This is a genomic window from Streptomyces sp. WZ.A104 (genome assembly GCF_002382885.1).
Lineage (GTDB): Bacteria > Actinomycetota > Actinomycetes > Streptomycetales > Streptomycetaceae > Streptomyces.
Genome location: NZ_NWVL01000025.1, coordinates 86,460 through 101,593 on the forward strand (window position 1 = coordinate 86,460; position 15,134 = coordinate 101,593).

Annotated in this window: 12 protein-coding genes; 4 read left to right on the forward strand and 8 right to left on the reverse strand. The window is 69.7% G+C overall.

Translation table 11 applies throughout. From position 1 onward, the window contains the following. Nucleotides 1-244 precede the first annotated feature (244 nt). From CIB93_RS15880 to CIB93_RS15895, 4 genes are all read left to right on the forward strand, one after another. Nucleotides 245-880 carry a carboxymuconolactone decarboxylase family protein gene (locus tag CIB93_RS15880; RefSeq protein ID WP_096627481.1) on the forward strand — a complete coding sequence of 212 codons (636 nt, stop codon included), beginning with the start codon at nt 245-247 and terminating at the stop codon, nt 878-880. Further along, entirely contained in the window at nt 877-1,755 is an 879-nt protein-coding gene (locus CIB93_RS15885) for an SDR family NAD(P)-dependent oxidoreductase (RefSeq protein WP_096627482.1), read from the forward strand. The genes CIB93_RS15880 and CIB93_RS15885 overlap by 4 nt, the downstream gene beginning before the upstream one ends. A gap of 276 nt (nt 1,756-2,031) precedes the next feature. Then, nucleotides 2,032-3,087 (forward strand): carboxymuconolactone decarboxylase family protein, encoded by a 1,056-nt coding sequence (locus CIB93_RS15890; RefSeq protein WP_096627483.1) that lies wholly within the window; start codon nt 2,032-2,034, stop codon nt 3,085-3,087. 355 nt (nt 3,088-3,442) lie between these two features. Continuing rightward, nucleotides 3,443-4,240, forward strand: coding sequence for a helix-turn-helix transcriptional regulator (locus CIB93_RS15895; protein ID WP_096627484.1), 798 nt, complete (start codon nt 3,443-3,445; stop codon nt 4,238-4,240). A 128-nt stretch (nt 4,241-4,368) separates the two neighbouring features. Here the strand turns inward: CIB93_RS15895 and CIB93_RS15900 are convergent, their stop codons facing one another. The 8 genes from CIB93_RS15900 to CIB93_RS15935 all read right to left on the reverse strand — a co-directional run. Beyond that, the gene (locus CIB93_RS15900; protein WP_096627485.1) at nt 4,369-5,070 is read right to left on the reverse strand and encodes a maleylpyruvate isomerase family mycothiol-dependent enzyme; all 702 of its coding nucleotides are present in this window, start codon (nt 5,068-5,070) and stop codon (nt 4,369-4,371) included. Then, nucleotides 5,067-6,101, reverse strand: coding sequence for an SDR family NAD(P)-dependent oxidoreductase (locus CIB93_RS15905; protein ID WP_096627486.1), 1,035 nt, complete (start codon nt 6,099-6,101; stop codon nt 5,067-5,069). Before CIB93_RS15905 ends, CIB93_RS15900 begins: the two co-directional genes overlap by 4 nt. A gap of 202 nt (nt 6,102-6,303) precedes the next feature. Next, nucleotides 6,304-7,614, reverse strand: coding sequence for an AarF/ABC1/UbiB kinase family protein (locus CIB93_RS15910; RefSeq protein ID WP_096627487.1), 1,311 nt, complete (start codon nt 7,612-7,614; stop codon nt 6,304-6,306). Between the two features lie 91 nt (nt 7,615-7,705). Then, on the reverse strand, nt 7,706-8,479 hold the full coding sequence (locus CIB93_RS15915) for a TIGR03084 family metal-binding protein (RefSeq protein ID WP_096627496.1): 774 nt from the start codon (nt 8,477-8,479) through the stop codon (nt 7,706-7,708). A 5-nt stretch (nt 8,480-8,484) separates the two neighbouring features. Continuing rightward, nucleotides 8,485-9,219 carry a MerR family transcriptional regulator gene (locus CIB93_RS15920; protein ID WP_096627497.1) on the reverse strand — a complete coding sequence of 245 codons (735 nt, stop codon included), beginning with the start codon at nt 9,217-9,219 and terminating at the stop codon, nt 8,485-8,487. 699 nt (nt 9,220-9,918) lie between these two features. Further along, complete coding sequence (locus CIB93_RS15925) at nt 9,919-11,184, reverse strand: sodium:proton antiporter (protein WP_096627488.1); 1,266 nt, start codon at nt 11,182-11,184, stop codon at nt 9,919-9,921. A gap of 1,349 nt (nt 11,185-12,533) precedes the next feature. Continuing rightward, nucleotides 12,534-12,926 carry a hypothetical protein gene (locus tag CIB93_RS15930; RefSeq protein ID WP_218839782.1) on the reverse strand — a complete coding sequence of 131 codons (393 nt, stop codon included), beginning with the start codon at nt 12,924-12,926 and terminating at the stop codon, nt 12,534-12,536. Next, on the reverse strand, nt 12,926-15,134 hold a 2,209-nt coding region (locus CIB93_RS15935), incomplete at its 5' end, for an ALF repeat-containing protein (protein WP_179500128.1). The genes CIB93_RS15935 and CIB93_RS15930, both read right to left, overlap by 1 nt.

Sequence of the window (15,134 nt, forward strand, 5' to 3'; positions counted from 1 at the left end):
GGCCTCCCCCGACGGCCGTTCCGGCACCTGCCGCGCCGGAACGGCCGCCCGTATGTCCAGATCCAGGACCCGCCGGCGGGCGCACGTAGGGCAATTTGAAAGACGAAACGCTGTCACCATTACTGCCACCATGAGAGAAAGCAACGCCGCAATTACCCGCCGGACAACAGACCCGGATATATTCCCGTTCTTCTGAATTGGTTCGCGGGGCGGCTCCCGCAATCAGAAGAAGAGGCGATCATCCATGACCGATCCGAATGTGCTGAGCACGGTCCGCGTACCCCTGGTGGGGGAGGACGAAGCCCAGGGCAGGACCGCCGAGCTGTACGAGGCGATCAAGTCCCGGATGGGCATTCCCTTCGTGCCGGACATGTTCCGCCTGGTGTCCAGCCGGCCCGACCTGCTGGAGGTCGTGATCGCCGGCTACGGCGGCGTGTTCAACGACGGCGTGCTGCCGCGTGCGACCCGCGAGATGATCTCCGCCTGGAGTTCCAAGGTCAACGGCTGCCCGTACTGCGTGGGCACTCACAACTGGTTCCTGGCTCAGTTCGGCGGCGACCAAGAACTCACCGACGCGATCGCCGAATCCGCCTCGGTGGAGGACCTGCCGATCGACGAGCGCACCAAGGAACTCATGCGCCTGGTCACCCAGATCTGCACGGGTGCGTTCCGGGTCACCGACGAGGACTGGGCTAGGACCGAGGCAGCCGGCTGGACCAACGCGGAGATGCTGGAAGCGGTGTTCACCGCTTCACTGTTCGCCTTCATCAACCGCCTGGTGGATGGCCTGGGCCTGGGCGATTCGGTGGCCCGCAGCCGGGTCGCCTCGCAGCCGGAGGACGCCACGGTGTCCGAGCAGCGGCTGGCAGAACCCCGGTGAGCAGCCCCTCGCGAGCGATCCTGCTGACCGGGGCGTCGTCGAGCACCGGCATGTCCTCCGGCACCGGAAAGGCCGTGGCACTGCGGCTGCACCGGGCCGGCTGGCCGGTCTACGCGACCGCGCGGCGGCCCGAGGCACTGGCCGAGCTGGAGGCCGAGGGCATCCGGGTCCTCCAACTGGATGTCAACGACGAGGATTCGATGACGGCCGTCGTCGACAAGATCACCGCCGAGCACGGCTCGGTCGGCACTCTGATCAACAACGCCGCCTACAGCCTCAACGGCACCATCGGCGAGACGCCGATGGACGAGGTGCGCAGCCAGTTCGAAACGAACCTCTTCGGACTGTGCCGGCTCACCCAGCTCGTGCTGCCCGGCATGCGGGCGGGGGGCAACGGCCGGGTGATCATGATGTCGTCCATATTCGGTCAGTTCGCCACCCCGGGCCGCGGCTACTACCAGGCCACCAAGCACGCGTTGGAGGCCATCAGCGACTCGCTGCGCCTGGAAGTGGACGCGTTCGGCATCAAGGTGGTGCTGGTGGAGCCGTCGCCGGTGCTCGGCGGGTTCGTACCGATGTCGGTCGCCGACCTCGGGATGTCCGGGCAGGAACGTGGCGGTCTGTACGACGACTTCTGGCGGTACTTCGTCGACTGGCACGGCGCCTACCGGGAGACGGAGAAGCCGAGCGGCCGCGGTCGGATGGCGGTGCGCGCGGAGACCGTGGCGAAGGTCATCGAGAAGGCGGTGACCAGCGACAACCCGAAGATCAGGTACCGGATTGGGATGCCGTCCCGGTTGTTGCCGCGGATGCGGTGGACCATCGGGGACAGGATGTTCGAACGCTTCGTCCGGGCGTTCTTCCCCATTCCTTAGGGCGTGCCGTCACCGTGGCTCCGCCCGGAACGTCGGCGGGGCCCGGTGGTGCGGCCGCACGAAGGCGGAACCTGATGGCAGGCCACGCCTTCAACTCGTTTGGCGCCGGCCGTCAGACCGCAAGAATGAAGAAGGAGGAACCCCGCATCGGTGTGACGATTGACTGGCGCACCGAAGGACATCCGCCGAGGAGCTGAGGGAAGTGCCACCGATGTTTGAAGGCCACGCGGAGCCACCGCGGCGCGGCGTCACCGGTCGGGGTCCCGGAGCGGACGCATGAAAGACCCGAGACTACTCGTCCAGTCGCCGCTCAGGAGGCTGTCCCTGCTCCAGGTCCGGCACATCGCGACCGTGCAGTTCGGTGAGGCGACCGGCGACACCGCCCAGGTCTACCGGGAGCTCGAACAGGACTTTGGGGTGCTGGCTCCGCCCATCGCCCTGCACGCCCCGGTGCCGGAACTGCTCGCTGCTTCCTGGATGACGCTGCGCGAGACCATGCTGGTCGACGGGCTGGTGCCGCGGGCCGCGAAGGAAGCGGTGGCCGCCGCCGTGTCCCGGGGCAACCAGTGCCCCTTCTGCACCACCATGCACTCCACGATGCACAACTCCCTGGCCGCCCGGCCCACTTCGTCCGGGCGGGGCGTGAAGGCAGGACCGAACGGCGGCGCGGGGACGGCGCCGGACCAGTTGACGGCGTGGATCAGCTCGGCGGGCAGGCCTCCGTTCGCACCCGAACTGATGCCGGAGCTGGCCGGTACGGCGCTCTGCCTCCAGTACCTCAACCGGATGGTCAACGTCTTCCTGGGCGCGCAACCGCTGCCGCCGCACGCCCCGGAGCGGGCGGTGGGCCCCGTGCTGCGGGTGCTGACCGGCCTGATGCGCAGCTCCGTCCGGGCCAGGCCCCGAGCGGGTGCGTCGCTGTCCCTACTGCCCGACGCACCGCTGCCGGCGGACCTGGGCTGGGCGGCGCCCGATCCGCGGATCGCCGCGGCGCTGGCCCGCAGTTCGGCGGCCGTCGAGCTGACAGCGACCGAACTGGTGCCCGAGCCGGTCCGGGACCTGGTAGCCGCCGAACTGGCCCGCTGGGACGGCGGCGACCCCGGCCTCGGCCGGGCCTGGCTGGACGCACCGCTGCGGGAACTGCCGCCGGCCAACCGACCGGCCGGCACCCTCGCGCTGCTCACCGCCCTGGCTTCCTACCGGGTGGACGGCAAGGTCATCGCGGCCTTCCGGCAGAACGGCGGGGAGGACCGGGAGATCCTCGCGGTCACGTCGTGGGCCGCCCAGCGGGCGGCCCAGCGGCGCAGCGGCCAGCTGCTCCGCGACAACTGAATACCCAGCTCCCCTCGGGTCGGAAGCAGTTGTTCCACCCACCGCCTCGCGGTGGTGTTCCGATATAAGGTCCGTGCGCCCTGAATTCTCCAGGTGTTGATACCCGATGCACCGCAGCGGGATCCAACACTTTCATCGCCCGAAAGCGGGTCCCTTTTCCCCGCCGACCTGCGGTCGGCAGGCGCTGCCCTGCGCGTCCGGTCCGGACACACTCGCTTTATCGGCACGCTCGGAGAAATACCGTGCAAATTTCTGCGGTACACATTATCGCACCAACAGAGCGTCAGTTCTGAGATGTTGCTCGGCCATTTCCGTCAGGACGCATTCGATTCATCGACAAGCTTGGAGCACTGCCATGCAGGTCGCCGTTGAGCGCGCGATAGCGACGATGTGGAACCGATACGAGGAACCACTCTCGCTCGACGAGATCGCCAACACCGCGATTCTCAGCAAGTTCTACTTCTCCCGGGTGTTCCGCAATCTCACCGGGACTTCTCCGGGCCGATTCCTTTCCGTGGTCCGCTTGCACCAGGCGAAGAGCCTGTTGCTGGAGACCAATCTCAGCGTCACCGAGATCTCCTACCGGGTCGGTTACAACAGTCTCGGCACCTTCACCAGTCGTTTCACCCGCAGTGTGAGCCACTCCCCGGCCCGCTACCGGGCACTGGCCCGTGCCGGGCTGCTCGCGCCGAGTGGCGGGTCCGCCACGGGGCCGCAGCAGCTCCTCGACGGTGCCCGGCTTACCGGTGACCTCGAAGGCACCATTCGTCTCCCCGGCATCGCACAGCCGGTACGGATCTACGTCGGTGCGTTCCGCGAGTCCATCGTGCAGGGCCGTCCGACCGCCTGCGCGATCCTGGACGGGCCCGGCTCGTTCTCGCTACGCCTGCCGGAGGGCGCCTGGTACGTCCGGGCGGCCATACTCGCCGTGGACGCCCCCCCCTCGCCGCTCGGTCAGCGGCGCCCGCTGCTGGTGGCTTCGAGCCAGGTACTGAACGTGCGGAGGGGCCAGGACACCCGGGTCAACCTGATCGGGCGTCCGATGACCCCCCTGGACCTGCCGATCCTGCTGGCGCTGCCGGAGCTGGACTTCTCGGGTCTGCCGAAGACGGGCGGCGCTCCCTTCGAACTGCCCGCCATCACCGGCACCTGACCGTAGGTGCGAAGGAGACGCACAGGCCGGCGTACGGACGGGCCGCACCACTCTCCAGCGGTGCGGCCCGTCCGTACGCCGGCCCCGGCCGGTGCGGTCCTGCCGTGGCCCTCGCGGGACCCGCTGGATCAGAACCCGTGGACCGGCTCCACTTCGTTCGCGGGCGGCGCGAACGGCCCCCAGACGAAGGCCGGCATCCAGGTCACCGACGGGTCCCCGGACCAGCGCAGGTCCTCGATCTGGTGCCGCGTGCGGCGGCCGGTCAGCGACCGGAACACGTCGAAGGCCGGGCCGTGGACCGTGGCGACGGGCTCCCCCTCTCCCACCACCCAGTTCCGCTCCGGGGTGTCGATCCGCAGCGCCGGCAGGTTCTCGCCGTGCAACGCCAGGCCGAAGCCCATGGTGGCCAGATCCAGCGCGCCGGGGAACGCCGGATGGCCGGACGGCTCGACCGTCTCGCCCAGACCGACGCGCAGGTCCATCTCGTGCGAGAACACGTCGAGCAACAGGATGCGCCGCCGCAGTTCGGGGGTGCGGTCCAGTGCCTCGCGCAACTCGCTGTCCAGGGCGTCCCACCGGTCCAGCAGGCCGGGCAGGTCAACGCCCTCCGACGGGCGCAGATCTATCTGGTTGTCCTCCAGGGCGACGAACGACTCGCATATGTGGACCAGGTGCCCGATCAGGTCGCGCACGGTCCAGTCGGGGCACGCGGGCACACCGGCGGAGGCCGTGTCCGGCGTCCGGGTGACCAGACCGGTGATGTTTCTCCTGGTCCGCCGGTAGGCGTGGTACTGCTCGGCCGGATCGTGTCCGGTCCCCGCCGCCGTCATGACCCGCTCCGCTCGCCCGCGGTACCGGCCTGGCGCCGCGTCAGCAGGCCGGCCCGGCGGAGCCAGTGAGCGGTGTCGGCCATCGTCGTCGCGACGGGCCGCGCCGTGAGGACGTCGGCCGTAGCGGCCCGGGCCACCGGCACCGCGTGCACGCAGGTGTAGGCGGCGCCGAACTCGGCGGGTATGTGCCACGGCCACCACCGCTGGACCTCATCGGCGACCCGGGCGGCGGGAAGCATGGCCCGCCCCGGCAACCGCAGAGTCGTGAGCCTGCGGCCGGTCGCCGCGCGGAGCTCCGTCAGGTAGTCGGCCGTCGTCACGTACCGGTTGGGCCCGAAGACCCGTACCGGCTTGTCCGGCGGCGGGCCGAGGGTCAGTTCCCCGAGTACCGCGGCGGTGTCACGCACGTCGCCCAGCGGGAAGCCGCCGGTGGGCCACAGCGGCATCAGGCCGCGCAGCGCGTCGCGCAGCCGACCGGTCTGGTCACCGAGCCTCGGGTCGTCCGGGCCCAGCAGCGCCGGGGGGTAGACGATGTGGACCGGCGCCCCGTCGTCCTGGTGCCGCCGGGCGAGCGTCTCGCAGGCCGCCTTGCTCGCCAGGTAGGGCTCGTCGGGCTCCCCCACCGGGCTTTCGGCGCGCAGTTCGGATTCGGTGGTGGGAATCAGCGCGCCAACGGTCGAGACGTACAGCACCGTGCCGGTCCCGGCCCGGACCGCCGCCTTCAGGACCGCTTCGGTGCCCGCCACATTGGTGCGGGTGATGTCGTCACGGCGCCGGCGGTCGAAGGAATAGACCGATCCCAGGTGGATCACGGCGTCGGCGCCGCGTACCGCGCGGGCCGCCGCCGCCTCGTCGGCGACGTCGCCGGTGACGGTTTCCACCGTGTCCGGGTCGATGCCGAGCGGACCGAGCGCGGGCGCCAGCCGTGACGGGTCGCGCACCAGCAGCCGGATCCGTGCTCCACCGGCCGCGAGGGCGGCGACCGTGTGCGAGCCGAGGAAGCCGGTGCCTCCTGTCACACAGACCAACATGTCGTTCCTCCTTTTCCGTCCCCTGCTCGACGTGCCGCTTCGCCCGCCGGCGCGGCCGGTCCGCAGGCGTGCACAGTCGGTCCGGCAGGAGCTGTCGGGTGATGTCCGTCATGCGGCGGTTCTTGCCGTCCGGCCCGGGCCACACGAGGGCGCGTACGGGCGACCGCTGACCGTGCGGGGTGCGGCGGGGCAGGCACGGTTCTCAGGCGGCCCACCCGCCGGAGGGGCCGTTCTCGCGGCGCTCGGAGTCCGCTTGGACGTCCTTGGCGAAGGAGGCCATGAGTACGGGAACCGCCTCGGCCTGGAAGTCGACCTCGGAGTCGAACTCCTTGATCATTCCTTCCAGCACCAGCAGCGACAGCAGCGGAAAGGCGAACTCGGCCGCGGCGAAGACGCCGTAATCCTTCTGGAGCTTGAACAGCCGCGGTGCGAACGCCCCGAGGTCGAAGTCCTTCGACAGCGCCCCGGCCACCTCGTCCACCAGCTCCGTCACCGCGCTGCGGAAGCCCTCCCGGTCCATGTCCGCGGGGAGCCGCGCGGCGCTGTCGAGCACGATGTCCGCACACTTCGGGCCGTTGCCCTGGGCCATGTTGAGGAAGAAGCCGGCGAAGGAGCGACGCACCGCGTCGGGCAGCTGCACCACGAAGCCGGCGTCCAGCACCACGACCCGTCCCTCACCGTCCAGGCATAGGTTGCCCGGATGCAGGTCGCAGTGCACCACGCCGTCCACGAAGAGCATCCGGTAGACCGCCCGGAGCACGTCTCGGACCACCTCCTGGCGGCGGGCCATCGACATGCCGTGGGGCCTGAACCGGCCGATGTCCGAAACGAACTCCATGGTGAGCACCGTCGGTCCGCACAGTCCCTCGACGGGCGCGGGGATGCGAAGTTCGGTGTGGTCGGAGAGGTTCCCGCGCAGCGCGAGCAGGGAATCGTGTTCGGCGGTGAAGTCGAGCTGGCGCAGGACGGCGCCGCCGAGCTGTCCGATCATCTCCTCGGCGGGCAGGTCCCGCATGCTCGGCAGCAGCTGGCCGGCCCGCGCGCCGAGCAGGGCCAGCCGCAGATCGGCCTCCAGCACCGGGCGGATGCCGTGCCGCTGCACCTTGACGGCGACCTCGGTGCCGTCGGCGAGCCGTGCGCGGTGAACACTGGCGATACTGCCGCAGGCCACCGGCTCCCAGTCGAACTCGGCGAAGGCATCGGAGAATCCGGCCTCGGCGAGGGTGCGTGCCACCGCCGCCCGTCTCGGCTGCCGCACCTCGTCGGCCAGTTCGCCCAACGCGTCGCACCAGCGTTCGGGGACCAGGTCACGGCGCGTGCTGAGCAGTTGCCCGGCCTTGACGAAGAACGGCCCCAGCGCGGTCAGCAGCCGGGGAGCGCGGTGCGCCAGCCTGGCCCGGCTTCCGCGGGTCATCGCGTGCGGCACTGCGGCGATCAGATGTCCGGTGACGATCAGGGCGGTGGCACAGGCGCGCTTCGGCAGCAGCCACCAGCTGATCCGTTGTTCTCGCACGGCAACCCCAGATCCCTCGTGTCGGGCGGACCGAAGAAGGCCCGCCAGCTAAGAAAGCAGCCCCCGGGCCGTGAGCTGTACGTCAAGTTGCTCACTGCGGTGCCCGGCCCGTGCCAGGCGGTCCGACGTAGGACTGTGCGATGTCCAGCCAGTGGCCGGCCTCCGTCCCGACCCCTGTCAGCGCGAGGTCGTCGCGGTGTCTGCGCCGGGTGACGAGCAGGCAGAAGTCCTGGGCCGGGCCGGCGATCCGCTGCCCGGCCTCCGGCGGGCCGAAGGCCCACAACTCCCCGGACGGGGCCGTCAGCTCGAAACGGAACGGTTCGGCCGGAGGCCGCAGACCCCGGGCTCGGTAGGCCAGGTCCCGGGTGCGGGTCCCGAGGAAGACGATGTGACCGATCCGGTCGGTGAGCACGCGCGGACGCCCGAGGGCGTCGCGGATGTCCTGGCCGTGCGCGAACAGCTCCGACAGCGCGACCGCAGCGAGCACACTGGCCGGCAGCGGCCCGGCCGGCCACGGCACCGGGTCATGGCGCTCCAGTGCGTACAGCCCCTTCTCGGCGGCAGCCCGTTCCTCGGTCCAGCGACGCAGTAGACGGGGGACCGGCTCCGCGACGTACCCGGCGAGCCCGGCGTCCATCCCGGACTGGAAGTCCTCCCGGACCTGCGCGGTCTCGGCCGCGAAGGCTTCCTCGTCGCTCACCGCGAGCCGTACCAGACGGGAGACGTACGCCAGGTGAGCCACCTGGTGACGGACCGTCCAGGAGGCGGCGGGGGTCTCCGCCGCCCATTCCTCGGGACTCAGTCCTGACACGAGATCACCGAGTTCGGTGCCCTCCACAGCCAGATCGGCGTACACGTCCTGCATCGCGGTCACGTGGCCATTCCTTTCGACGCGCCGAAGAACGCAGCGGGCGAACCGCGTCCATCCTCCGGGCGCGGGCGGACCGCCGCTTCTTCGCACGTGCTCTCCGCGCCGCCTTCGACGCCCTGGAAGTGACGGACTGATTTGTCCTCCACGGCGAGGCGCCGCAGCGCGAGCAGCACCGGTTCCAGCAGGAGAATCACCAGCACGGCGCGTTCGGCGGCCTCCCCGGGCCCCCAGTCGCCGTTCAGCTGCTCGATGTCCAGCTCCGATGCGCGGTCCGCCAATCGCGCGTACGGCAGCAGCGTCCGCCAGTCGATCCCCGTACCCAGCTCCGACAGGGCGTGCAGAATCTCGCCGAGACTCCGGGCGGCGGCGGTACCGGTGTCGACGTCCCAGCCCATCTCGGTGATCAGCCTCCGCGCGCCGGCGACGCCCGGAGCCTTCGCCCGCTCGTGGTCCCCGTCCGGCGACTCTGGCCCGCCGTCGATCGGCGTTCCGAGGATCCGGTGCGCATCCGGCTGCCGCGCCATGGTGCCGAGAACCCTCTTGGCCGCCACGACCGACAGTCGGCGCACACCTATCAGCGCCCTAATCAACCGCAGTCGGTGAAGGTGCGCCTCGCCGTACTCGGCGCGGGTCGCGGTGACACGCCTGCCCGGGGACAGCAGCCCTTCCCGGAGGTAGTACTTGATCGTCGCGGCCGGCACCCCGCTGAGGCTGCTGAGTTCCGCCAACGTCATGGGGGCCCCGCCGATCTGCCGCGATGCCGCCGGAGCGCCGGGTCCCGTCCTCACGTACAGACTCCCCCGGCTACCGCCGGGCTCCTCGGCGAGGTGGTGCGGGCGTGATGGCGTGGGCGGCTGCCGCCGCTCGTCGTCCGGACCGGGCGGCGGTCCGGTGCCCTCACCCTCGGCCACCGGATCCGCGCATGCGTGAAGTGGTTTCGTCAAAGGGGGTCCCTCCTCGGAGAACGCGTGCCTGACCAGGCCGGTCGACGCGGCGGAACGAGTCTGTCGCCGGACCCGGCGATCTGTCTTCTCGTCCGTTGCTCGGTGCGGATCATCTCCACATCGGTGCGGAACCGACCGGCAGTCACGAAGGAGCGCGCTCTCCGGGGCACGGACGGCTGAGGCGCCCTGCGTTTCTCGGACAGCGACTTTGAGGGATTCCTATGCTGCGACCTGCAACGGGTCTGTCAAACGAGCGGCTCTGGTCGGCAGTCGGTGGTGACGGTGAGTAGCGTGCTGAACTCACAGGTTGCCGCAGTGCGGATGCTTCCGGAGCGACCCGGCGCAGGGTCGACCCACCGTCAGTTGCTCGTGCGCAGGCCGTCAATGAACTGCTTCTTCATGCGTACTTCCGCGTACACCTTTCGCCGGATCATCACCTTCGTACTTCGTCGTGCTGGGTGAAGACACCTCGTCAGGCTTACCGGCAGGTCAACCGTGGCCGTCGCTCCACTCGCTGTCGTTGTTCTTGCGGTCGGCACCGCGGGGGGCCCTGCGGCGAGGTGTTTCTTTGTCGTCGTCGGGGATACCGACGAGTTTCTCGACGTCGAAGATGCGGGCGATCGGGACGTCCGTGCTGCTGTGGGCCACGATGGAGAAGGCGACGGTGACAGCGATCAGGGTGAACGCCTCCTCGCCCTGGGGGATACCGGCCTGGAGCACCAGCAACCCGTAGACCACGGAGGCGTAGCCTTTGGGGCCGAACCAGGCCGCCGTGAGCTTCTCCTTGCGGTCGAAGTCGGTGCCCACCAGGGACAGCAGCAGCGAGGCCGGACGAATGAGGAAGATGGCCAGGACCGCCACCGCGTAGCCGCCGATCGGGAGCTCGCCGAAGAGGTGAGGGGTCAGCAGAGCTCCGAAGACCAGGAGTGCCGCGAACTTCGCCAGCTCGGCGAGAGCTTCGCCCAGCGGCTCGAAGGCGCTCTTGGCCTCGGGCGCGACAGTGACGATCACCGCGCCCGCGGAGAAGGCGGCCAGATACGGGTTGGCATGGGTGAGGTGGCAGGCCGCGTACAGAATCACCGCGACCGCCAGCGGCAACAGGGGCTGGAGCCGAGGTTCCGCGCCCAGCACACGGAACCGGACGAGCCAGTGCACCAGCAGCGGCAGGGTCACTCCGAAGACCAGCCCGAGCAGGAGTTCACCGCCGATCGAGGCGAAGCCGACGTCTTCGGCATGGCCGGTGGGTACGGCGGCCGCGATGAGGATGAGGACGAACGGCAGGGCCAGCCCGTCGTTGACGCCGCTTTCGATGTTGAGCAGTTGCCGTAGCCGGGCGGGGACCTCTTCCCGGCCCACGATGGCCGAGGCGAACACCGGGTCGGTCGGCGCCAGCACGGCGCCGACGAGGAAGGAGGTCGTCCAGTCGAGGCCGACGAGGAGGTGGGCCAGCAGGGCGACGCCGACGAAAGCCAGCGGCAGGCCGAGGGCGCGGGCGGGGTTGCGCCACGCCTGTCGCAGCGCGGGGAAGGAGACGTGCATGCCGTCGGTGAACAGCACCGCGAAGAGCGCCAGGTCGGCGGTGACCCTGACGATGTCGCTGTCCGGGGTGATGTGGATCAGACCGAGGAAGCCGTCGCTGACGAGCGCGCCGCCCACCAGGAACAGCAGCGATGTGGAGAGCACCGACCGGGCGGCGAGCCCGGACAGCAGCACGGCCACCAGCAGCGCCACTCCGAAGACGATGACCAAGACCACCTGACGCGCTCCCCGCTGTCGATCGACGAACCGGCGTCGGCGCCGGTCGGGCACTGTGCCCGGTCCGAGAAAACCCAACCTCGGACGTCTGCCCGTCGAAAGGCCGGTCACCCGTGCGGCCCCGTACGGACGTGCCTGCTCTCGGGCCCTGTCCGCCACCACGCCGTGCCGCCGGGGAGACGGTCAGGCCCTGCGCACTTCCGGACGCCATCCGCGTCCCCGCCGAGTCCCGCACCGGCTGGGAGCGGACCGAGCCCGTCGCGGAGTCCTTCGGCGGCCCGGGTGGTGGCGGGGGTGTGTCTGGGGCAGGCCGACAGCGACTGGGCTCCCGCCGGGCTCGCGTGACGGACCGCTCACCACAGGACGTGCGAGGGCTGACCGGCCCCGTCGGCTCACTGCCGTCGGCGGCCGAAGAGTCGTCGGTCATCAGAACCTCACGATCCCGCAAGGCATCTGCTGAGCGCCAGGCGTTCGACATCGAGGTTGCAGCGCTCTCGTCAGGGGCGAGGCGGCTGACGAGCCCGCACTGCCGTGTAGAGCCGAAAGGCGCCCCTCAGCCGTGAAAGTCCCCTGGGACTTTCAGGCCCATCAACCGGCACGAGCATGAAAGAGCCGAAAGGCCATTCGTGCAGGTCAGGAGCCTCCGCACTCCCACCACAGCAGGTCACGGAACTCGCTGGTCCCTTCCGGGACATCTGACGGGCGGGGTGTTGTGCCCCTTGAGCCCAGGGGGCACAACACCGCAGCAAGCCATCTGAGCTGCGAATACTCACCTTCAAGGCTCTTCACTGATCACTGTTGGTTTTCAGTACGTTGTACAACGCACGTGCAAGATGATCCAAATGATTGACGGCGCGTCAGGAAAACCTGAGCAGCCATCAGCCTCCACGGAGCGTTGTCGCCGAAGCGGCCTCGTAGCGCCCCCTGCCGGTTGCGTCGCGGCACACAGATCTTGACAGGCACCTCTTCCTCGACGGGTCGGCCGAGTTTCTCGATCTGCGCGGTCAGCTGTGTGATCCACTCCCGTTCCGCTGCGGTCAGCAGAACTGACAAGGCCCAGCTCAGAGACACCTCCTCGATCCAGATCCTTTGGGAACGGACCCGAATCCTCCGCCTCGCCGGGCACTGACCCTGGACCGATGCGATCACAGGCGCCCTGCAACGGCTCGCGGCCCTGCCGAACCCCGGCTGCCCAGCAGGGTCCCGTCCCCACGAGCAGCACTGGCCCCGACCGGAACTGTGGAACCCGGCGCCGTCGCGACAGCCGGGCCACCGACCTCCCCGTGATCAGCCCGGACGACCGAAACGGCCCGCCGGAGAATCCGACGGACCGTCACGAAAGCTCGACGCTAGGTGCTTTTGGTGAGCACCAGGGACCACGACCCATCCGGCTCGCGGAACGCTACCTTCCCCCCGCCGCGTGCGTAGAGCTGAACACCGGAGACCTCACCGATGCCACGCTCAGCGATGTTCAGATAGACGAAGTCCTCGCTGAGGAAGTCGCCTCTGTCCACGAAGTTCCAATCGCCGTGGAAATCGGCGGGGTCGCCGTGCGGGGCCGTCGACAGATCAGTGGCGGTGAACGTGCCGTCGGATTCAAGCCGGATCTCACCGCCGGTCTCATCGTTGCGGTACAGACCGGGCAGGTCTTCGGCGTCGACCCGAGCCGTGCAGCCCGCGGTGAGTACTGCGGAAGCGGCCAGCGCGGCGGCGAACCAACGTCCACCTGTCAGCTTGCGCACTACGGCCCCAGCGTGACGTTGAACTCGACCAGCACGGTCATGGTCGACCCTGGTCCTGAATCGCCGCTGACCCAGTCGATCAGGCCATTGATGGCCTTGCCGGCGGACTCTTTGTACCAGTCCTGGTACCCGATGATCGGCGGGCGGGTTGCGGACTCCGCGCTCTGCTCGCTGTACGCCGTGTAACGCCACACCACGCTGCCGTCCGCGTTCTCCCGGATGGGGGTCATCCGGATCTTCTGTGAGCCCATGAACGCGTACGCGTGGTTTCCGGTGTACCCGGTCAGCCATTCGTCTCCTGGTTGCGTGACCCCCATGTCCCTGAGCCACTTCAGGCCCTGGACGCCGCCGAGACTGTAGTCGTACATGTACGTGTGGCCCAGCTCGTACTTCCCGGTGCGCACCCAGTCCGTGAGAAAGTACTCGAGCGTCTCCTGCGTATGCGGGTGCGCGCGGTAGAGGCTGGTGAACTCGTCGTTCGGGCCGAAACACTGGGACCGATCGCCGCCTCCCGTGAGCCAGCTCCACCCCAGCTCCCACGGTGTAGCGCCGTTTCCGGACGGGATGGGCTTGCCGAACGGCGTCAGACAGCTCTCGGCTCCGGGCGGAAGTTCGCCGTCGTCGTCGCCGACGGGAACGCTCGCATTGTCGATGGCGTTCTGGATCGCCTGGCGCACCGCGGCCTGGATCACAAGAACGTAGGCCTGGGTTGCGGCATGCGCGGCGGAGACTGCGTCCTTGCCGGCTTCGATTGCCTGCTTGCGGGCTGTCGTTGCCGAGATCGCGGCGTCCGTGGCGTAGCGCGCGGCGGTCTCGGCGGACCGCACGGCTCGAGTCGCGGCCTGGCGTGCCACGCGGCTTGCCTTGAGTGCCGCGGCGGCTGCGTTGCTCGCGGTCTGGGCGGACTTCGCCGCTTCGGCCGCGGACCGCTCGGCGGCATCGGCGTTGTCACGTGCTTCCTGTGCAGACTTCGCCGCATCCTTGGCATACCCCTTGGCGAGGTTGGCCCACTCAGTCGCTTTGTCAGCGGCCTGGCGTGCAATGGCGGCAGCCTCGGAGGCGCGGGCCGCGTCCTCCTGCGCATTCGCCGCGATCTTGGCCGCGCGTGCGATCGACGCACGGACCGCGCTGATGTGCGTGGCGCGATCCTGGTCGATCCGCGCGAAGTCGTACTGAGTGGTGGCGATGAACTGGCGGAGCATGAAGGTGTCGCCCTCGAGCGCGATCTGCGCCGCCGCCTTGGTGTAAGGGCCTCCGGTTGCGAGGAGCGTCGACGCGGCCACCTGGTCGTCCTCGCGTACGGCCGCCTCGCGGCCGACCCACAGGAAGGTGTGCACGGCCTCGGCGGTCCCCGCGTCCAGTGCGGCCGATGCCTCGCTTCGCACCCTCGTGCCGCTGCTGGGGTCGGCCAGGATCCTGGCCACCTCGACCCGGTTGTCCTCAGCGGCTGCCTCGACCGCTCCGGTCTCCAGGAATGCCTTGATCTTGGCGTGGTCTTCGGTCTTCAGAACCTCCGCGGCCGCCGTGGCCACGGCCTGCGTCGACATTGCGGCGAGCGCCGCGACGTTCTCGACGTTGTCCTGCTGCACCGCGAGGACGCGGTCGGTCGAGATCCAGTTGACGACGTCCTGGTCCGAACCGGACAGCGCGTACTCCGCCGCCTGACGGGTCCAGGTCCCCGGGCCGTCCAAGAGGCGGACCGCCGCCTTGCGCCCGGCCGCCGCGGCCTGCTCGATGGTTCCGTTCTGCAGTGCTGATTCCGCAGAGCTGATGGCTGCCTGGAGCTCTTCGGAGAGGCGTGCTTCCTGGGTCCGCTCCCGGTTGAACCGTTCGAGCTCGTTCGACTCCGCTTGCGCCGCGAGTCGTGCCTGCTCGATCGCCTCGCTGGTCTCCTCGGCCAGACTCTCGGCTTCGGCCTGGCGGGCCGCCGCTTCGACATCCCGCGCCTTGACGACCGCGGCGGCGGCGGCATTCGCCGCCTCGACAGCGGCGTTGGCGGCCAGCGTGGACCGGTTGGCGTAGTCGACCGCCTCACCGGCGTGGGCGGCCGCTTCCTTGGCCGCGGCCGCGGCCTTCTCGGCGTGATCGGCGGCGCTGTTGGCCGCGTCACGCGCCGTGCGGGCAGCGGCGGCCGCCTGCCCGGCCAGGTTCCGCGCCCTGCCCGCCGCCTGGGTCGCCCTGGCCGCGGCGGCATCCGCCTCGGCGGCG